General features: G+C 71.8%; 15 protein-coding genes and 1 pseudogene. 10 read left to right on the top strand and 6 right to left on the bottom strand.

From position 1 onward, the window contains the following. Window positions 1-50: 50 nt before the first annotated feature. Together ACGFYQ_RS11465 and ACGFYQ_RS11460 are read left to right on the top strand one after the other, a co-directional pair. The gene (locus tag ACGFYQ_RS11465; protein WP_393742457.1) at window positions 51-1,148 is read left to right on the top strand and encodes a PP2C family protein-serine/threonine phosphatase; all 1,098 of its coding nucleotides are present in this window, start codon (window positions 51-53) and stop codon (window positions 1,146-1,148) included. Between the two features lie 23 nt (window positions 1,149-1,171). Next, on the top strand, window positions 1,172-1,543 hold the full coding sequence (locus ACGFYQ_RS11460) for a VOC family protein (protein ID WP_393742455.1): 372 nt from the start codon (window positions 1,172-1,174) through the stop codon (window positions 1,541-1,543). 18 nt (window positions 1,544-1,561) lie between these two features. Here ACGFYQ_RS11460 and ACGFYQ_RS11455 read toward each other — a convergent pair whose 3' ends face one another. Continuing rightward, window positions 1,562-1,927 carry a hypothetical protein gene (locus ACGFYQ_RS11455; protein ID WP_393742453.1) on the bottom strand — a complete coding sequence of 122 codons (366 nt, stop codon included), beginning with the start codon at window positions 1,925-1,927 and terminating at the stop codon, window positions 1,562-1,564. Between the two features lie 828 nt (window positions 1,928-2,755). Here ACGFYQ_RS11455 and ACGFYQ_RS11450 point away from each other — a divergent pair. Further along, a complete protein-coding gene (locus tag ACGFYQ_RS11450; protein ID WP_393742451.1) occupies window positions 2,756-3,157 on the top strand; it encodes a cupredoxin domain-containing protein in 402 nt (133 codons plus the stop codon). Between the two features lie 189 nt (window positions 3,158-3,346). Here the strand turns inward: ACGFYQ_RS11450 and ACGFYQ_RS11445 are convergent. After that, window positions 3,347-3,445 (bottom strand): annotated as a pseudogene (locus ACGFYQ_RS11445) (DUF6193 family natural product biosynthesis protein); the annotation flags it as partial. Between the two features lie 492 nt (window positions 3,446-3,937). On the opposite strand from ACGFYQ_RS11445, the gene ACGFYQ_RS11440 reads away from it, so the two are divergent. Next, window positions 3,938-5,425, top strand: coding sequence for a cellulose binding domain-containing protein (locus tag ACGFYQ_RS11440; RefSeq protein WP_393742449.1), 1,488 nt, complete (start codon window positions 3,938-3,940; stop codon window positions 5,423-5,425). Window positions 5,426-5,455: 30 nt separating this feature from the next. Here the strand turns inward: ACGFYQ_RS11440 and ACGFYQ_RS11435 are convergent, their stop codons facing one another. Together ACGFYQ_RS11435 and ACGFYQ_RS11430 are read right to left on the bottom strand one after the other, a co-directional pair. After that, window positions 5,456-6,106 (bottom strand): hypothetical protein, encoded by a 651-nt coding sequence (locus ACGFYQ_RS11435; protein WP_393742447.1) that lies wholly within the window; start codon window positions 6,104-6,106, stop codon window positions 5,456-5,458. A gap of 92 nt (window positions 6,107-6,198) precedes the next feature. Then, complete coding sequence (locus tag ACGFYQ_RS11430; RefSeq protein WP_393742445.1) at window positions 6,199-8,280, bottom strand: SpoIIE family protein phosphatase; 2,082 nt, start codon at window positions 8,278-8,280, stop codon at window positions 6,199-6,201. A gap of 246 nt (window positions 8,281-8,526) precedes the next feature. Here ACGFYQ_RS11430 and ACGFYQ_RS11425 point away from each other — a divergent pair, with 246 nt between their 5' ends. Both ACGFYQ_RS11425 and ACGFYQ_RS11420 read left to right on the top strand, forming a co-directional pair. Then, window positions 8,527-9,783 carry a serine hydrolase domain-containing protein gene (locus ACGFYQ_RS11425; protein ID WP_393742443.1) on the top strand — a complete coding sequence of 419 codons (1,257 nt, stop codon included), beginning with the start codon at window positions 8,527-8,529 and terminating at the stop codon, window positions 9,781-9,783. Between the two features lie 117 nt (window positions 9,784-9,900). After that, a complete protein-coding gene (locus ACGFYQ_RS11420; RefSeq protein ID WP_393742441.1) occupies window positions 9,901-11,538 on the top strand; it encodes an AMP-binding protein in 1,638 nt (545 codons plus the stop codon). Window positions 11,539-11,563: 25 nt separating this feature from the next. Here the strand turns inward: ACGFYQ_RS11420 and ACGFYQ_RS11415 are convergent, their stop codons facing one another. Further along, the gene (locus ACGFYQ_RS11415) at window positions 11,564-12,205 is read right to left on the bottom strand and encodes a DUF305 domain-containing protein (RefSeq protein ID WP_393742439.1); all 642 of its coding nucleotides are present in this window, start codon (window positions 12,203-12,205) and stop codon (window positions 11,564-11,566) included. A gap of 72 nt (window positions 12,206-12,277) precedes the next feature. Beyond that, on the bottom strand, window positions 12,278-12,691 hold the full coding sequence (locus tag ACGFYQ_RS11410) for a DUF6153 family protein (protein WP_393742437.1): 414 nt from the start codon (window positions 12,689-12,691) through the stop codon (window positions 12,278-12,280). Between the two features lie 179 nt (window positions 12,692-12,870). Here ACGFYQ_RS11410 and ACGFYQ_RS11405 point away from each other — a divergent pair, with 179 nt between their 5' ends. From ACGFYQ_RS11405 to ACGFYQ_RS11390, 4 genes are all read left to right on the top strand, one after another. Continuing rightward, window positions 12,871-13,614, top strand: coding sequence for a carbonic anhydrase (locus tag ACGFYQ_RS11405; RefSeq protein ID WP_393742435.1), 744 nt, complete (start codon window positions 12,871-12,873; stop codon window positions 13,612-13,614). A gap of 139 nt (window positions 13,615-13,753) precedes the next feature. Then, on the top strand, window positions 13,754-14,863 hold the full coding sequence (locus ACGFYQ_RS11400; protein WP_393742433.1) for an alpha/beta hydrolase: 1,110 nt from the start codon (window positions 13,754-13,756) through the stop codon (window positions 14,861-14,863). Between the two features lie 168 nt (window positions 14,864-15,031). After that, window positions 15,032-16,087 (top strand): M4 family metallopeptidase, encoded by a 1,056-nt coding sequence (locus ACGFYQ_RS11395; protein ID WP_393742431.1) that lies wholly within the window; start codon window positions 15,032-15,034, stop codon window positions 16,085-16,087. A gap of 281 nt (window positions 16,088-16,368) precedes the next feature. Beyond that, on the top strand, window positions 16,369-17,871 hold the full coding sequence (locus tag ACGFYQ_RS11390) for a M4 family metallopeptidase (protein WP_393743257.1): 1,503 nt from the start codon (window positions 16,369-16,371) through the stop codon (window positions 17,869-17,871). The last annotated feature ends 18 nt before the right edge of the window (window positions 17,872-17,889 follow it).

Here is a 17,889-nt window from a genome sequence, read left to right as displayed (position 1 = left end):
GACGGCCGGGGCTGGAGGACACCGATCCCCCGGCGGTGTATGCAGGAGAGATGGATCTCCGGCCGCCGTACGCGTCCCACCCAGGATCCCGGCCAGTGCGCCACGCACAGCTGGCGGTTCCGTTCGCGTTGATCGCCCTGGTCACGGTGGTCGACGTCCTCGCTCCGCCCGATGTCCACCTCGGTCCGTTCCTGGTCGCCGCGCCGGCCGTGACCGCTTCGTTCGCCGGGCCGTGGATGACGGGGTTCGTCGGCCTGGTCGCCGTACTGGCGCAAGCGGTGGTGGCGGCGGCGCGCACGACCCTGACCGATCTCAACCACACCTTCCAGATCGGCGCGCTGATCATGATCTCGGTGTTCGTGACCGTCTTCGCCCACCTGCGCGAGGTGCACGAGAAGGAACTGGTCCAGTTGCGGTCGGTGGCCGAGACCGCGCAGGAGGTGGTCCTGCGTCCCCTGCGCGAACGGATCGGTCCGCTGCGCGTCGCCTCCGTGTACCTGGCCGCGGCGGCCGAGGCACAGATCGGCGGAGACCTGTACGCAGCCGCCCGTACGGCCACGGCGACGCGGCTGATCATCGGCGATGTCCGCGGCAAGGGGCTGGAGGCGGTCGGGGACGCCGCGCTCGTCCTCGGCGCCTTCCGGGCGGCCGCCCACCAGGAGGACGGCCTCCCCGGGCTGGTGGCCTACCTGGAAGCGGCGGTCTCCCCGGACCTGGACGACTCCGAGGACCAGGGCGAAATCTTCATCACGGCGGCGGTCCTGGACATCCCCGACGCGGAGCCCGTGCTGCACCTCGTCAGCTGCGGGCACCCGCCGCCGCTGGTGCTGCGCGGCGGCCGGGTCGTCCCGCTGGACGTGGACCAGCCCGCTCCGCCGCTGGGCCTGGCCGGGCTGGTGGAGTCGGCCGTCACCGCCCAGAGCTTCGCCTTCGCGGCGGGAGACGTCCTGCTCCTGTACACGGACGGGGTCCTGGAGGCGCGCGACCGGGCGGGGACGTTCTACCCGCTCGCGGAACGCGCGGCCGCCTGGTCGGGCCTGCACCCCCGCGCACTCCTGGACCGGCTGTGCGAGGACCTGCTCGCCCACGCGGCCGGCAGCACCCTCGGCGACGACGCCGCGATGGTGGCGATCGAGCGACTCGCGTAGCCCGCGTACCCCAGAATCGGATCATGCTGAGCATCGGAACGATTGTCATGGGCGCCGAGGATGTCCGGCGGGCGGCGGAATTCTGGACGCGGGCGCTCGGGTACGTCCCCCGGGACGGCGAGGTGGACGCCGGCTGGACCGTCCTGGTCCCCGCCGACGGCCGGGGCCCCGGCCTGGCCCTGGGCCGCAGCACCTCGCCCGTACAGGAACACCCGCGCGTCCACCTCGACCTGTACGCGGCGGACGCGGCGGAGCAGAAGGCGGAGGTCGCGCGCCTGGTCTCCCTGGGCGCCCGGCACGTCGACTGGGACTCCTACCCCGAGGACCCGGACTTCGTGGTCCTCGCCGACCCCGAGGGCAACCGCTTCTGCGTCATCGACACCACCCACGGCTGACCCCCGCCGGACGGTGGTTCATTCGCCCTCGTCGTAGACCCCTGCCTCCACTTCGAGGGCGAGCTGCTGGAGGACGTCGAGCGCGGTGAGGTCCGTCCGGCCGCCGTCGTGCGCCATGGCGAGGCTGGTGAAGGCCAGGCTGAACCCGGCGACCATGGTCTGCAGGGCGGGACCGAGCGCCTCCGCGACCAGACGGGCCACCTGCTGGGGGGAGGACTCGGCCGGCACGCTGATGGAAGGCAGCATCTCGTTCAGCAACTTGGTGACGACCCCTGCGTCGCGTTCAGGGATGTCGCCGTCCTCGCCTGCCTCCGCCGCCCGACGGATCTCCTGGGCTTCCGTGAGAATGCCGATGACTCGCTTGAGAACCTCTGCGCGCTCCATCTCCGGAGCCTAGCTCCGCAGCCCGCTTTCTGATCCAGTCCTTACCGCTTCCTTAGTGGAACGTAGGGATCAACAGGCCGGGTTGTCGGCGTCCGTGCAGTTCAAGGCAGGTCATGGCTGCTCGGTTCGGCTCGCGGGAGCAAAACCGAGAGTCACGCCGACTTACTCGGGCTCGTCGGCCGCGTCTCCGTCGCTGAAGATCTCGTCCGTGGCTTCAGCGCCCGCCTCGATGACCGGCCGCAATTGCTTCCGCGCTCGGTGGTGTTGCTTCCGCTGTGTCCGACCAATCGCGCGATGTCTTCAATGCGCGGGCCGTGGTCAGACAGCAGCGATACGAAGCTGGGCCACTCCGTACGTCTCCGCCATCCCTCCGCCGGGGGCGCTCCGACTCCGGGATGGCGGGGGCGCCGTGCGCGGGTGCCGGTGCGTTGTGGGGAGCGTTGGGGGCAATGGCCCGACCGCCCCATGGCCACGAAGTGCCCCGGTAGCGGCGGCCTGGGATAATCGAGGAAGAGACTCAGATCCGAACGGGAGCCTTCCGCTCCCGGCCCAGCACCGATGCGGTGCTGTAGGACATCGCGCGGCTGATCACGGCCACAGAAAGTTGCCCCCTCCCCTGGCACGGCTGCGGGGCCGGGGCCCGGCTCTGCGAAGCCACCGGTGGTGCGTCGATCCTGCTGCTCCACAGCAGGATCGATGCGGCCGATTACCAGCGGCGCATGAGCCGCCTCGCCCACGGCAGGCGGACGTGAAGCGGCCTGGCGAGGTCACGCAGGAGAGACCGTCAGGGCCGGTCAAGACCATCACAGATACGTGAGAGGGGTGGCCATGTCGCTCACCCGTTCCCGCCGCATTCGTAACCGTACTCGGGGAGCAGCGGTCGGCGCCGCCTGCGCCTTGCTCGCCATCGTCGGCGTCACAAGTACCAGCGCCGCGCCCCTGTCCTCACCCGCCAGCACGTCGACCGTCACCATCGAGGGTACAGAGGTTCGCATCCAAGGCTTCAAGTTCATCCCTGCGGACCTCAAGGTACGCGCCGGCGCAACAGTCACCGTGATGAACGAGGACTCGGCTCCGCACACCTTGACCGCCACCGAGGGCGATGCCTTCGACACCGGCACGATCGAAGGCGGCGCGTCCGCCACCTTCACTGCACCGTCCAAGCCCGGCAGCTACCCCTTCTTCTGTTCCATCCACCCGCAGATGAAGGGGACACTCATCGTCAGCTGACGCCGCACGTCGTCACACGTGTTCCGCGTGCCCCTTGCGTGCCCGATCGAGCGGGGAGCAACGGGGAGCACCGGGCGGCCAGCGTGACCGGACAGGCCAACGGCCCCTGACCATCGATCCTGGTCAGGGGCCGTTCCACTGCGATGGATGCGGGATTTGAACCCACGGTGACTCGCGCCACGACGGTTTTCAAGATTGTTGGCCGGCTGCATCGGCGCCCAGATCCGCAGGCAGGTGAGCCACCACCAGGCTGATGGCATCCTCAGCCGTCGCTACCTCTCCGAGGCGGGTCGCGTGACCGGCTGACCGATCCGGCTAGAGCTACGGATCAGAAGGTCACGCCAGGTGGAGACGGTTCGGCCTTGCGCCGGACCGTCACAGCCTCAGTAGCGCGCCCGATTCCCTGCACTACCAAGTGGGCGCTGTTGTCTCGACTGCTAGGACCGCGTGCCACTCGCGTGCCAGACGACAAAGCCGGCGGCCCACCAGCTGTCGCCGCTGGCCGCTGACCAGCACGCTCCAAACCGCGAGGGCGGGGGCAGGGAGCCGCCCAAGGCGGCACAGCACGGCTCCGCATGGACTGTCACGGACTGTCGGGAGCCAGGACCCCTGGGGTGGAAGGGCTCGACAGGCCCGCTTCCTGAGGTCCCGCTTACCCCTGCCTTAAGTGGAACCTAAGGCTCGCGGGTGGTGCCCCGAAACGAACGGATGTCCGTTTCGGGGCGACTAGCGTGCTGCCTCATCCTCCCAACTCCCCAGTAACACAGAGGCAGGCACGCGATGAGCAGGACAGGTGGGCACCGGCGCACGACGAGCCGGGCGGCGAAGGTCACGGGCGCGATCGTGGCGGCGGCGGTGATCGGTGGCGCGGCCTTCGCGCTGACCGGAACCGCACAGGCGAGTTCCGTCGGAGCCGTGTACACGAAGTCCAGCTCCTGGAGCGGCGGTTACACCGGCCAGTACGTCATCACCAACAGCACGGGGCAGGTCCAGTCGGACTGGACGCTCCAGTTCGACCTGCCGGCCGGCGTGAAGGTCGACTCCCTGTGGAACGGCGTCCACTCGGTCGACGGGCAGCACGTCACCGTGAAGCCCGCCGACTGGAACCGGCAGTTGGCGGCGGGAGCCTCCGTCACCGTCGGCTTCGTGACGAGCGGATCCGGCACCCCGGGCGACCCGACCGGCTGCCGCATCAACGGGCTGAAGTGCTCGGTGGACCAGGGCGCGACGGCCGGTCCGAGCGGGCGGCCCACCGTCCGTCCCACGTCCGCGCCCACCCCCGCGCCCACGGCCACCGCCACCGCCACGCCCACGGCGACCGCGGCCCCGACCCGGACCACGTCGCCCGCCCCCACCGCGACCGCCCCCGCCACCCCCGGCGCGCGCTTCGCCCCGTACGTGGACACCTCGCTGTACCCCGCGTACGACCTGGTCGACACGGCGACGAGGACCGGCGTGAAGGAGTTCCACCTGGCCTTCATCACCTCCGGCGGCGGCTGCGCGCCGCTGTGGGGCGGTGTCACGGACCTCGCGAGCGACAAGGTCGCCGCCCAGATCGGCGCACTGCGGGCCAAGGGCGGCGACGTCCGCGTGTCGTTCGGCGGGGCCGCCGGGCACGAACTGGCGCTGAACTGCGCCACCGTCGACGAACTGGCCGCCGCCTACGGGAAGGTCGTCGACCAGTACCGACTCACCAAGGTCGACTTCGACATCGAGGGCGCGGCCCTGCCGGACACCGCGGCCAACGCGCGCCGCGCCCAGGCCATCGCCCGGCTCCAGAAGTCCCACCCGGGCCTGGACGTGGCGTTCACCCTGCCCGTGATGCCCGAGGGGCTGACCCAGCCGGGGGTGGCGCTGCTGGCCGACGCCCGGAAGAACGGCGTGCGGGTCGACGCCGTCAACATCATGGCGATGGACTACGGGCCCGCGTACAGCGGGGACATGGGGCAGTACGCGATCCAGGCCGCGACGGCCACCCAGGCTCAGCTCAAGGGTGTGCTCGGGCTCTCCGACGCGGCGGCCTGGAAGGCGGTGGCCGTCACGCCGATGATCGGCGTCAACGATGTCGCGAGTGAGATCTTCACCGTCTCGGACGCCTCGCAGCTCGTGGAGTTCGCGGCGGCGAAGGGCATCGGCCGCCTGGCCATGTGGTCCTCGGCCCGTGACCGGCAGTGCGCGGCCGGGGCCGTCAACCACGCCGACGCCACGTGCAGTTCCATCCTCCAGGAGCCGCTGGCCTTCACCAAGGCGTTCGCGGCGTACAAGTAGCCGCCCGGGCGCGGGAGTCCGAAGGCGCCGCTACGCGAGGACGCCCGCGCGCGCGGCGAGAGCGAGTGCCACGTCGAGCCGCGGCGCGGGCCCGTCCTCGGTGAGCGCCGGCGCCAGCAGCGCCGCCACGGCGGCCTCGTCGGCCTTGCGCTCCCGCGCCCGCTCCACGAACCGCTCGACGGCCCCGGTCAGGAGCCGCTGCCGCTCGTACGGGACGTCGTACGAGGTCACGGCGAGTTCGAGGAACTCCTCGTGCGAGCCGGCCCAGGGCGCGGCGCCGTCCAGCCCGTCCTCCCGCACCTCGTCCGGGTACGGGATGCGGTGCCACGCGCCGTCCTGCCACCAGTAGACGAAGCCGAAGAGGTTGCCGGCCGCGTCGTCGCGCAGGAGGTCCCACGGCAGCCAGCCGGGGCCGCCCGCCAGGAAGTCGATCTGCTCGCCGCCGACGTGGGTGTGGCTGCCGTCCGGGTCCTGGCCGCACAGGACGGCGCGTCCGCCCCCGTCGAGCACGGTCAGGCGCCACCAGCCGCCCGCGCCGGTGGAGTGGCACCACACGCCGTCGTCGTCGACGGCGTACTCGGTCCGGACGGAGCACGCGGCGTCGATCACGGCCAGGGTCACGGCCCTGGCCCAGAGCAGCTCGGGAGGTTCGAGGTCGTCCGGCCTGCTCGGCGTGTGCATGGTGTGGGTCCCCTCCGGTGTGCCAGGCTGTGTGCCGGTCCTGTGCTCGGGCCAAGCCTCGCACGGCTCACGACCCACGGCCCACGACGGCCTCACCCACCTGGCGGCCGCCCGGGCGCGCGGCTGACCTGGGCCAGGACCAGGACCGTGTCGTCGGCCGGGTTGGTGGGGAGCAGGTTCGCGAGGATGCGGTCGGCCGCCTCCTCCATCGTGCCCTCGGCCCGCCGCAGTTGGTCGCGCAGGGCGTCCATGCCCGCTTCGATGTCGCGGCCCCTGGCTTCGATGAGGCCGTCGGTGTACAGGGCGAGGGTGGACCCCTCCGGAAGGTCCACCTCGGTCGTCGGGAACGGGAACCCTCCCACTCCCAGCGGCACGGCCGTGACGGCGGACACCGTGTCGACGGTGCCGTCGGGGCGGCGGACCAGGAGCGGCGGATGGCCCGCGTTGGCCATGCGGGCGCGCCCCGTCGCCGGGTCGTAGAGGAGGTAGAGACAGGTGGCCAGTTCGATCCCGGCCTCATGGGCGCAGCTGTCGAGTTCGGCGAGCAGCGCGCCGGGATCCGTGTGGTGCCGGGCCAGCGCCTTGGCGGTGATGCGCAGCCGGCCCATCGCCGCGGCCGCCGACACTCCGTGGCCCATCACGTCGCCGACGACGAGGGCCACCCGGTCTCCGGGCAGGCTGATCACGTCGTACCAGTCGCCGCCCACTTCCGTGACATGGCCGGCCGGCAGGTACCGGTGGGCCACCCGCACGTACGGTCCGGCCCCGGTGGCGCTGGGGAGCAGGGCCCGCTGGAGGGTGAGCGCGATGTTCCGGACCCTGCCGTAGAGGCGTGCGTTGTCCAGGCACAGCGCGGCGCGGGAGGCCAGTTCCGAGGCCAGGGCGAGGTCTTCCTCGGTGAAGGCGGGGCGGGCGGCGGACCTGCCGAACATGGTGATCCCCTGGACAGTTCCCCTGGCGATGAGCGGGGCGATCAGGATGCACGCGAGCCCGCTGCCCCGCAGCAGTTCGGCGCGCTCCTGGTGGACGACGGTCCGGGTCACGAAGTCCTCGTTGACGGGGACCGAGAGCGGGCGTCCGGTGCTCAGCACGGTGTGGATGCTGGAACCCGGCGGGTAGGTGACGCGTTCCAGCCCGCCGACGAGTTCGTCGGCGGGCGGGGGCAGGCTGGTCCCGGAGGCGATGCGGCGGGTGATCAGCGGCCGCTCGGGGTCAAAGGCCTCTGCCTCCTCCATCCACTCCACGAGTTCCACGACGGAGCCGTCGCAGAATTCCGGGACCACGGTCTCGACCAGTTCCCGCGCGGTGACGTTCAGGTCCAGGGTGGTGCCGATCCGGGCTCCGGCGCGGTCCAGCAGGGCGAGCCGCCGGCGGGCCGCCGTCGCCTCCAGGATGGCGTGCTCCCGGTCGGTGACGTCCACCAGCAGCCCGCCCACGCCGGGACGCGTGTCGCCGGCCTGGCTGAGCGCGAAGAGGCTCACGGACCGGACCTGGTCACGGTCGGGGCGGCCCGGTGTGCGCAGGCCCACCAGGGCCCCGACCACGGGGCGGCCCTGCTCGGCGACGGCCCGTAGCGTGCGCTCGTACTCACCCTCGTCGGAGGTGAGCATGACCTCGGTCATCGGCCGGCCGAGGTGTTCCGCGATGGGCATGCCGTCCATGTCGGCCAGCGCCTGGTTGAGGTGGACGTACCGCAGCTGTTCGTCGAGCATGACCAGGCCGATGGGGCAGGTCTCGAACAGTGCGTCGAGGAAGGCCAGGTTCGTCTTCACCCGGTCGAGTTCCTCGCCCTTGCTGGCCAGGCCCATGACCACGGAACTGCCGCCGGGGCCCGTGACGGGGAAGACCCGGAAGCCGCAGTCGAAGACCGTCCCGTCGCGGTGCGCGGCGGGCATGCGGACCCGCCAGTAACCCAGGGTGCGGGCGCGCTCCGCCAGCTGCGCGGCCGCGCCGGGGCGGCCCCGGGGCGGGGCGGGGAACAGGACGTCGGCCGATCCGTCCAGCACGGCTTCCGGCGGGTGTCCGAAGAGGCTTTCGGCTCCGGGGCCCCAGTACCGGACGCGGCCCTGGTCGTCGAGGCCGAACACCGCGACGGTGACGTGTTCCAGCAGCGTGCCCGGCTCCGACCTCAGGAGGCCGGGAGACCGCTCGCCCCCCGGCGGATCCGTCGGCACCAGACGCCCCCTTTCGGGCTTCCCGGCTTCCCGTCAATTCTGCCCCTTCCTCGTCCGGCGGACCTCTCCGCCGGGGACGGGGCCGCAACGGGCCTTGGTGGGACTCGCGCCGACGGCCCGTGCCGTCCCGCGCCGGCGCCGTCGGTCGCGGATACCGCTGTCGATCTTCCGTAGGGTCGGACCGCCTCCGGCCCCCGGCCGTGTGCGCCCCTCCCCCATCCGGTACCGACCGAGTCGAGGAACGACGTGCTCCTGCCTTTGAACCGACGTCTGGCCCTCGGAGCCGCCCTGCTGGCCGTGGTGGCCGCCGCGGCCCCGGTGAGCGCCGCCCACGCCGCCGAGGCGGCGACCCTGGTCACGCGGTCCGAGAAGGCCGCCCCGCCCGCCCCGCCCGCCGCCGACCTGCAGGCTCTGGTCCAGGCCCTGCGGAACACGACCGCCGCCGGGGCGCCGGGCGCCATGGCCCGGATCAGCGGCCCCGGCGGCGTCCGGAGCAGGGCGGTGGGCGTACGCGACAGGGCCACGGGCGCGGCCATGGACGCCGGGTCCCGCTTCCGGATCGGCAGCGTCACGAAGACGTTCTCCGCCGTGGTGCTGCTGCAACTCGTGTCCGAGAACAAGATCCGGCTGGACGCCCCGGTCAACCACTACCTGCCCGGTCTGCTGCCCGACGGCCGGATCACCGTGCGCCACCTGCTGAGCCACCGCAGCGGGCTGGCCGACTACACGGACGCCATGTTCGCCCGCACCGTTCCCGGATTCGAGGCCGTACGCACCAGGGTGTTCGGCTACCGCGAGCTCGTGGGCCTCTCGCTGAAGGAGCCGAGGACGACCGCGCCGGGGGCCGCGTACGCGTATTCGAACACCAATTTCGTCGTCGTCGGCATGCTCATCGAGAAGGCCACCGGGCATCCGGTGGCCACGGAGTACGAGCGCCGCATCATCAAGCCGCTGGGCCTGCGCAACACCTCGTACGTCCACCCCGGCACGCGGATCGACGGACCGCACGCGCGCGGCTACCTCCACCCCGACGAGGCGGGCGCGCCGCTGGTCGACTCCACCGAGCAGACCGTTTCCTGGGCGCAGTCGGCCGGGGCGATGATCTCCGACCCGGCCGATCTGAACACCTTCACCTCCGCGCTGCTGGGCGGCAGGCTGCTTCCCGCCCGGATTCTGGACGCCATGCTCACCATGACCCCGACCGACACCACCCGAACCCGCTTCTACGGGCTGGGGCTGCGCCGCTACGACCTCTCGTGCGGCACGTCGGTGTACGGCCACACGGGCACCGTGCAGGGCTTCTACACCTACGCGTTCGCCACCCGCGACGGCCGCCGCAGCCTCGCCGCCATGGCGAACACCTCGAACAAGGGTGCGGCGAACACGGCCCTGGGCGGCACCCTCGAAGCCGCCTTCTGCGGCAAGCGGCCGGCTGGGGCCGGCGCGCGCGGCTTCGCCGTCGCCCCGGCCGACGCGGACCTGCCCGAGCACAACGCGCGCTGAGCGTGCCCGCGTACCGCCGCCGGTCCGGGGGGTAGCCCGCGGACCGGGCGGCGGGGATCATGAGGGGACGCCGGCCCGCCGGGTCCCGCGCCCCGCCACCGAGTCCAGGAGTTGTGTGTGTCCTCCGCGTCGAGTTATGCGTCCGGTGTCTGCGACGTGCCGCTGCTGGGCGACACGATCGGCGAGAACCTGGACCGCACCGTCCGCCGGTTCCCCGGGCGCGACGCCCTGATCGACATGGCCGCCGGGCGCCGGTGGACGTACGCGGAGCTGGCGGCCGACGTCGACGCCCTCGCGCTCGGGCTGCTGGACCTCGGTATCAGCAAGGGGGACCGGGTCGGGATCTGGGCACCGAACCGTGCCGAGTGGACGCTGGTGCAGTACGCCACCGCCAGGATCGGGGCCGTCCTCGTCACCGTGAACCCCGCCTACCGCTCCCATGAGCTGGAGTACGTCCTGCGGCAGTCCGGGATCCGGCTGCTGGTCGCGGCGGAGCGCTTCAAGACCTCCGACTACGCGGCCATGATCGAGGAGGTACGGCCGCACTGCCCGGAGCTGGAGTTCACGGTCCTGCTGGAGGGCCCCCGCTGGACCTCCCTGCTGGAGCGCGGCCGCCGGGGCGACCCCGCCGACCTCGCCCGGGCGCAGGCCTCGCTCAGCCCGGACGACCCGATCAACATCCAGTACACCTCGGGGACCACGGGCTTCCCCAAGGGCGCGACCCTCTCGCACCACAACATCCTCAACAACGGTTTCTTCGTGGGCGAGTTGTGCCACTACACCGAGCAGGACCGGGTCTGCATCCCGGTGCCCTTCTACCACTGCTTCGGCATGGTGATGGGCAACCTCGCGTGTACGAGCCACGGCGCGGCCATGGTGATCCCGGCGCCGTCGTTCGATCCGGCGGCCACCCTGGCCGCGGTCGAGGCGGAGTCGTGCACCTCGCTGTACGGGGTCCCCACCATGTTCATCGCCGAGCTCGCCGACCCCGGCTTCGCTTCGTACGACCTGTCCAGCCTGCGGACGGGGATCATGGCGGGCTCGCCCTGCCCGGTCGAGGTGATGAAGGAGGTCATCGACCGGATGGGCATGTCCGAGGTGTCCATCTGCTACGGGATGACGGAGACCTCTCCGGTGTCGACGCAGACCCGCGCGGACGACTCCGTCGAGCGCCGGGTGTCGACCGTGGGCCGGGTCGGGCCGTACCTGGAGGTGAAGGTCGTCGATCCGCAGTCCGGGCGTACGGTGCCGCGCGGGGAGCCGGGCGAGCTGTGCACCCGCGGCTACTCGGTGATGCTCGGCTACTGGGGCGAGCCGGAGCGCACCGCCGAGGCCGTCGACGCGGCCCGCTGGATGCACACGGGCGACCTGGCGGTCATGGACGGGGACGGCTACCTGAGCATCACCGGCCGCATCAAGGACATGGTCATCCGCGGCGGCGAAAACCTCTACCCGCGGGAGATCGAGGAGTTCCTCCACACCCACCCGGACATCCTGGACGTCCAGGTCATCGGCGTACCCGACCCGAAGTACGGGGAGGAGCTGATGGCATGGGTGCGGATGCGCGAGGGCGCCGAGCCGCTGACGGCCGACGGTGTACGGGCGTACTGCGAGGGCCGGCTCGCCCACTTCAAGATCCCGCGCTACGTCCACGTCGTGGAGGAGTTCCCGATGACGGTCACCGGGAAGATCCGCAAGATCGAGATGCGCGAGGCGGCGGCCCGCCTGCTGGGCCTTCCGTCGGAGGAGGCCTAGACGGACCGCCGCCCGCTGCCGCGGGTCAGTGCTTGCCGAGGAGACCGTTCATCGTGGCGATCTCGGCGGTCTGCGAGGTGATGATGGCCTCGGCCATCGTCTTGGCCTCGGGGAAGGCGCCTCGGCCCTGCTCCGTCTTCGCCATCGCGACCGCGCCCTCGTGGTGCTTGATCATGAGCTCCATGAAGGCGGTGTCGAACGCCTTGCCGGAGGACTTCTCCAGCCCGGCCAGCTGCTCGGCGGTCATCATCCCGCCGCCCGCGCCGCCCGCGCCGTGCCCGGAGTGGTCCATGGCGCCCTCGGCGGGCGCCTGCTCGCCCCACGAGGCCAGCCACCCGGAGAGGGTCTTGATCTCCGGGTCCTGAGCCTTCTTGATCTCCGCGGCGAGCTGCTTCACCTCGGCCGACTCGGCCCGGGAGGCGGCGAGGTCCGCCATCTCCACGGCCTGGCGGTGGTGGGGGATCATCCCCTTGGCGAAGGCGACGTCGGCGGCGTTGTGCTGCCCCTGCCCGGCGGACGACGAGGCGGACGGCGACTTCGTCGCGGCGGGGGCCGCGTCGTCGCCCGAGCCGCAGGCGGCGAGGACGAACGAGGCGGCACCGGCGGCCACGACCGCGGTGGCCCGGCGGATCGCGGTACGGCGGGACAGGGAACGGTTCTTGTTCATGGTGATGCGACTCCTGGGTGCGTGAGGACATGGCGGAGCGCGGCAGCCCGTGCGGGTGCCGTGCGGGCCGCTCTAGATCCGCAGGAGTTGCAGTTCCGCCAGGTCGGGCGGCGCGCGCCCGCTCCCGGCCAATGCCGGCGCGCGGGTGGCGGGTGCCGCGGCCGGGGACGCGCCCTGGAGGGCGGCCGCGAGCGCGGGCGGCGCGTACGCCGTGACGATCCCGGCGGCGGCGCAGGTGGCGTCGGCGTGACGCGCGTGCCCCTGTCCGCCGGCGGTGTGCGAGCAGTCCGCGCCCGCCTGGTGCCCGGACCCTTCCTGGGTCAGCACCATGCCGTGCGCACCGGTGGCAGCCGTGTGCGTCCGCGCGGTCGTCCCGCCGGTCCCCAGACCGTGCATGGCCAGCACACCGGCCAGTACCGCGAGCACCAGCAGCAGACGGCCGGGCCCGGCAGGGCGGCGACGCGTCGGCTGCGGTGCGGGGATCACGCGCTCATCCTACGACCAGGCTCCGGGCCTGCCCGGCCGGGCCCGCCGAACCGCGCCGCGGGCCGCCGTGCCCGCATGATGAGATCATCCCGATCCCATCCGGCCTGCTGCCGAGTGGATCGCGCCATTGCGTCCGTCACGTCAACTTCCTTCCGCATAGGGCGGGTTACGGTCCGGCCATGGATTCGAACACGCGGAGACCCGCAGCCTTCCCACACAGCCGCCGCGCCCTGCTGCGCACCGCCGTGGCCGGTACGGCGGCCGCCGGAGCGGGCCTGGCCCTCGGTCCGGCCTTCCCCGCCTCGGCCGCCCCGCGGGAGTCGGAGACCGCGGACCGCCCGGTCACTCCCGCGCAGGCACTGCGCCGGCTGGCGGCCGGGAACGAGCGCTGGCGGACCGGGGACCAGGAGCACCCGCACGAGTCCGCGGCCCTGCGCCGCCGGCTCGTCCAGGGACAGCATCCCTTCGCGGTCGTGCTCGGCTGCATCGATTCGCGGGTGCCCCCGGAGCTGGTCTTCGACCAGGGCCTGGGCGATCTGATGACCGTACGGTCCGCAGGTGAGGTGCTCGACGAGGCGGTGCTGGGGAGCATCGCGTACGGGGTCCTCGAACTGCGCATACCGCTGGTCCTCGTCCTGGCCCACCAGTCGTGCGGAGCCGTGGCGGCGGCGGTCCACGCCGACGAGACCGGTGAGCCGCTCCCCGCCCACATCCAGTACCTGGCCGACCAGATACGGCCGTCCATCGACCACGGCCAGCACGGCGAGGCCCGCGTGGACGCCACGGTGAACGCGCACGTACGGCGCGTCAGCCGCCGGCTGGCGGCCGAGCCGGACCTCGCCGGGAAGGTGGCCGCCGGCGAACTGGCCGTGGTGGCCGCCCGCTACGAGCTGCGCGACCAGCGCGTCCGTACGCTGTCCTGACGGCCGAACGTCCGAAAGTCGAACGGCCCGTCGGGCAACGGATCGCATCGTGGGGCGCTCTATCCGGATGCGCACCCAAGGGCGGTGCCGCCCCGGTGCACCGTCCGGGCCGAGACGTGACAGAGAGTCCTCCTGATCCATGAGTCTGACCAGTGCCACGCTCCTTGTCTCCGCCGTGCTCTGCACGGCACTGGTGTTCGCCGCCACGGTGTGGCTGTGGCCCCGGCTGGCGCGGCGGAGCGGGCGCGCGGTCCTGGGCCGGATCGGACTGATCCTCACCGTGCAGGTCCTGCTGTTCGCCTCGGTCGGCCTGACCGCGAACCGGAGCTTCCTGCTCTACGGGTCGTGGTCCGAGCTGTTGGGCCGGAAGAGCGCGCCGGCGCTCCTCTCCCAGGACTCGGGCGATTCGGTCGTGAAGGTGCTCGGCAGGCAGCGGCCGAAGGTCCCCGGCAACGGGGCACCCCGGTTGAGCGGTGAGATCGAGAAGGTGATGGTGCAGGGCCGGCTGTCCAAGGTCGCCACCCCCGCCTACGTGTACCTGCCGCCGGAGTACTTCCAGAAGGGGAACGAGAAGCGGACGTTCCCCGCCACCGTCGTGCTGACGGGATTCCCCGGGATGGCGGAGAACCTGCTGGAGAAGCTCCCGTACCCGAAGACCGCGTGGACGCAGGCCAAGCAGAAGAAGATGCAGCCGATGATCCTGGTCATGATGCGGCCCACGGTCGAGCCGACGCGCAACACCCAGTGCGTGGACGTCCCGGGCGGACCCGCCAGTGAGACCTTCTTCGCCACCGACCTGCCGCAGGCGCTGTCCGGCACCTACCGGATCGCCGCCTCGCCCCGCGGCTGGGGCATCATGGGCGATTCCACCGGCGGCTACTGCGCGCTGAAGGTCGCGCTGGAGCATCCGGAGAGCTACGCGGCCGGTGTGGGCCTGTCGGCGGACTACAAGCCGGAGCTGGACAAGTACTCCGGCGACCTGTTCCACGGCGACAAGGACGCTGAGAAGCGGGCCGATCTCCTGTGGAGCCTGGACCATCTGCCGCAGGGCAACTCCTCCTTCCTGGTCTCCACGTCCCTGCAGGGCGAGGAGAACTACCAGCCGACGCAGAAGTTCATCGAGAAGGTGAAGGCGCCCGCGCGCGTCTCGTCGATCACCCTCGACCACGGCGGCCACAACTTCGTCACCTGGGGCCGGGAGATCCCGCCCAGCCTGGAGTGGCTCAGCGGCCGCCTCTCCGCCGAGTGAGAGGGCGGCGCCCGCGCGGGCGAGTGCGGGGGGCGGCGCGGGAGATCGGGTGTGACCGGATAGGGCGACTGGTGGCGAACTGCCCGGTACATGGATCTGGCGCACGCGGGCCGGGGTGCGCGAGGATCACGCCTCACCCGCACCACATCCCGTCACAGGAGGATGTCCATGCCTCGCCGCACACCCCGCGGCCTCACCGCCGCGGCCACCGCCACCCTGGCGCTGGCCACCCTGACCAGCCTGGCCGGACCGGCCACGGCGTCCGGGACGGCCGCCGCCGCGCCGCTGCCCCAGGCCCGCGTCTTCATGGTCAACCCCGTCCAGTCCTCGGGGGATCAGACCCTCACCGACGCCAAGGACTCCGCCGCCGCCGTGCCCGCCTCGGCCTACACCACCGCCGCCCTGCGCAACCTCGACGCGAGCGGCCGGCTGTCGGGGAAGTGGGCGTACGTCAGATCGGACACCGGCGCCTCGGCGAACCCCGCGGACGCCGGCGGCTACGACCGCACCGACGACCAGTTCGAGCAGGTCATGGCCTACTTCTGGGTCAACGAGGCCCAGGAGTACCTGCAGGGGCTGGGCTTCGGGACCGAACTGCCCGGGGCCAACGACCGGGCCCAGCCGGTCCGCATCAACCAGTGGGGGGCCGACAACTCCTTCTTCACCGACAAGAAGTCCGAGATCCGCTTCGGCAAGGGCGGGGTCGACGATGCCGAGGACGCCGAGGTCATCGTCCACGAGTACGGCCACGCCGTGCACAACGCGCAGGTCCCCGGCTTCGGCACCTCCCCCGAAGCCGGTGCGATAGGCGAGGCCTTCGGCGACTACCTGGCCGTGGCGGTCGGGTCGCACGCGGCCGCCGCGTACGGCTGGCCGCAGCGGGCCGACCTGGCCTGCGTCGCCGACTGGGACTCGATCGCCTACAGCGCCGCCCCGCACTGCCTGCGCCGCATCGACGGGAACAAGGTCTACGGCGACCTGGAGGGCGAGGTGCACGCGGACGGCGAGATCTGGTCCCGTGCCCTCTTCGACATCCGCGGGGCCCTGGGCGCCCGGACGGCCGACCGCGTCATCGTCAACGCGCAGTTCGGGTTCGCGCCCGACACCTCCTTCCAGGACGCGGCACTGACGACCATCGCCACCGCGCAGCGCATGTACGGCACGGGCACCGCCGACGCCGTGCGCGCCGCGTTCAAGGCCCGTCAGATCCCCGGCATCCGGTAACACCCGGCCGCTTCCCCGGACGTGGCACACCACCGCGTCCGGGGAAGCGGAATGTTCCGTTTTTGGTCGCTGAGCGAACATCGCTCCTCCCTCTCCGGACAACAGCTGGTCAAATCCTTGTTGCATACCTGTCAATCGGACGCTCCTTCCTGGCAAGGTCAATTGCCTGACCCCCCACGGCAATTGAAGGAGCACGAGTGATCCTCCCCACGGCCTCATCCCGCACCTCCCGCAGCCGCACCCGAGCGCTGCGCGCCGCCGCCGTCGTCGCCTCGGCGGCCATGGTCGCCATCTCCGTCCAGAGCGGCTCCGCCAACGCGTCGGCCGAGCGGGAGGCGGGAGCCACCGCTCTCGCCCTGACCGCCGACGCGCGCGCCCAGGCGATCAGCGCCGCCCAGGACACGGCGGCGGACACCGCGCGGGCCATCGGCCTGGCCGACGAGGAGCGCCTCGTGGCCCGCGATGTGATCAAGGACGCCGACGGTACGGTGCACACGCGCTACGAGCGCACCTACGCCGGAATGCCGGTCCTCGGCGGCGACCTGGTGGTCCACCAGAAGAAGGACGGCAGCCGCAAGACCACCAAGGGCGTCGAGGCCCGAATAGCCCCGGCCGCCGCCCGCGCCTCGCTGAAGGCCGCCCCCGCCGGTGCCCGCCAGGTCGTGTGGGCCGCGAGCGGCAAGCCGGTCTTCGCCTACGAGGCCGTCGTCACCGGCACCCAGCACGACGGCACGCCCAGCGAGCGCCACGTCATCACGGACGCCGCCACGGGCGCCGAGCTGTACGCGTACGAGGCCATCGACACCGGCACCGGTACGAGCGGGTACTCCGGCACCGTCACGCTGGGCACCACGCAGAGCGGGTCGGCGTACAACCTGACCGACGGCGGTCGCGGCGGCCACAAGACCTACGACCTGAACGGCGGCACCACCGGCACCGGCAGCCTCTTCACCGACGCCGACGACAAGTGGGGCGACGGACTGCCCTCGAACCGTCAGACAGCCGCTGTCGACGCCCACTACGGCGCTGCCGTGACCTGGGACTTCTACAAGTCCGAGTTCGGCCGCAACGGGATCGCCGGAGACGGCAAGGCCGCCTACTCCCGCGTCCACTACGGCAACGCCTACGTCAACGCCTTCTGGTCCGACAGCTGCTTCTGCATGACCTACGGCGACGGCGCCGCCAACCAGAAGCCGCTCACGTCCCTGGACGTCGCCGGCCACGAGATGAGCCACGGTCTGACCGCCGCCACGGCCAAGCTGAACTACAGCCGCGAGTCGGGCGGGCTCAACGAGGCCACCAGCGACATCTTCGGCACCTCGGTGGAGTTCTTCGCCGCCAACTCCACCGACGTCGGCGACTACCTCATCGGCGAGAAGATCGACATCCGCGGCGACGGCACGCCGCTGCGCTACATGGACAAGCCCAGCAAGGACGGCGCCTCGGCCGACTACTGGTCCAAGAACGTGGGCCGGCTCGACGTGCACAACTCCTCGGGCGTCGCCAACCACTTCTTCTACCTGCTGTCCGAGGGCAGCGGCGCGAAGACGATCAACGGCGTCTCCTACAACTCGTCCACGTACGACGGCTCGACGGTCACCGGCATCGGCCGGACCAAGGCCTACAAGATCTGGTACAAGGCGCTCTCGACCTACATGACGTCCACCACCAACTACGCGGGGGCGCGGACCGCGACCCTGCAGGCGACGGCCGACCTGTACGGTTCGACCGGCGCCGAGTACCAGCAGGTGGCGGCCGCCTGGAAGGCCGTCAACGTCAACTGACGCACACCGTCGGCCACC

This window comes from Streptomyces sp. NPDC048258 (genome assembly GCF_043201995.1).
Taxonomy (GTDB): domain Bacteria; phylum Actinomycetota; class Actinomycetes; order Streptomycetales; family Streptomycetaceae; genus Streptomyces.
The sequence above is the reverse complement of the archived record's forward strand: the minus strand, read 5'-3'. Positions and strand labels throughout refer to the sequence as shown.

Bases quoted from the DNA above. Each gene is read 5' to 3' on its own strand.
- ACGFYQ_RS11395 (WP_393742431.1), top strand. From the start codon at position 15,032: ATGCCTCGCCGCACACCCCGCGGCCTCACCGCCGCGGCCACCGCCACC.
- ACGFYQ_RS11450 (WP_393742451.1), top strand. From the start codon at position 2,756: ATGTCGCTCACCCGTTCCCGCCGCATTCGTAACCGTACTCGGGGAGCA.
- ACGFYQ_RS11455 (WP_393742453.1), bottom strand. From the start codon at position 1,927: ATGGAGCGCGCAGAGGTTCTCAAGCGAGTCATCGGCATTCTCACGGAA.
- ACGFYQ_RS11440 (WP_393742449.1), top strand. From the start codon at position 3,938: ATGAGCAGGACAGGTGGGCACCGGCGCACGACGAGCCGGGCGGCGAAG.
- ACGFYQ_RS11465 (WP_393742457.1), top strand. From the start codon at position 51: ATGGATCTCCGGCCGCCGTACGCGTCCCACCCAGGATCCCGGCCAGTG.
- ACGFYQ_RS11400 (WP_393742433.1), top strand. From the start codon at position 13,754: ATGAGTCTGACCAGTGCCACGCTCCTTGTCTCCGCCGTGCTCTGCACG.
- ACGFYQ_RS11390 (WP_393743257.1), top strand. From the start codon at position 16,369: ATGGTCGCCATCTCCGTCCAGAGCGGCTCCGCCAACGCGTCGGCCGAG.
- ACGFYQ_RS11460 (WP_393742455.1), top strand. From the start codon at position 1,172: ATGCTGAGCATCGGAACGATTGTCATGGGCGCCGAGGATGTCCGGCGG.
- ACGFYQ_RS11415 (WP_393742439.1), bottom strand. From the start codon at position 12,205: ATGAACAAGAACCGTTCCCTGTCCCGCCGTACCGCGATCCGCCGGGCC.
- ACGFYQ_RS11435 (WP_393742447.1), bottom strand. From the start codon at position 6,106: ATGCACACGCCGAGCAGGCCGGACGACCTCGAACCTCCCGAGCTGCTC.
- ACGFYQ_RS11405 (WP_393742435.1), top strand. From the start codon at position 12,871: ATGGATTCGAACACGCGGAGACCCGCAGCCTTCCCACACAGCCGCCGC.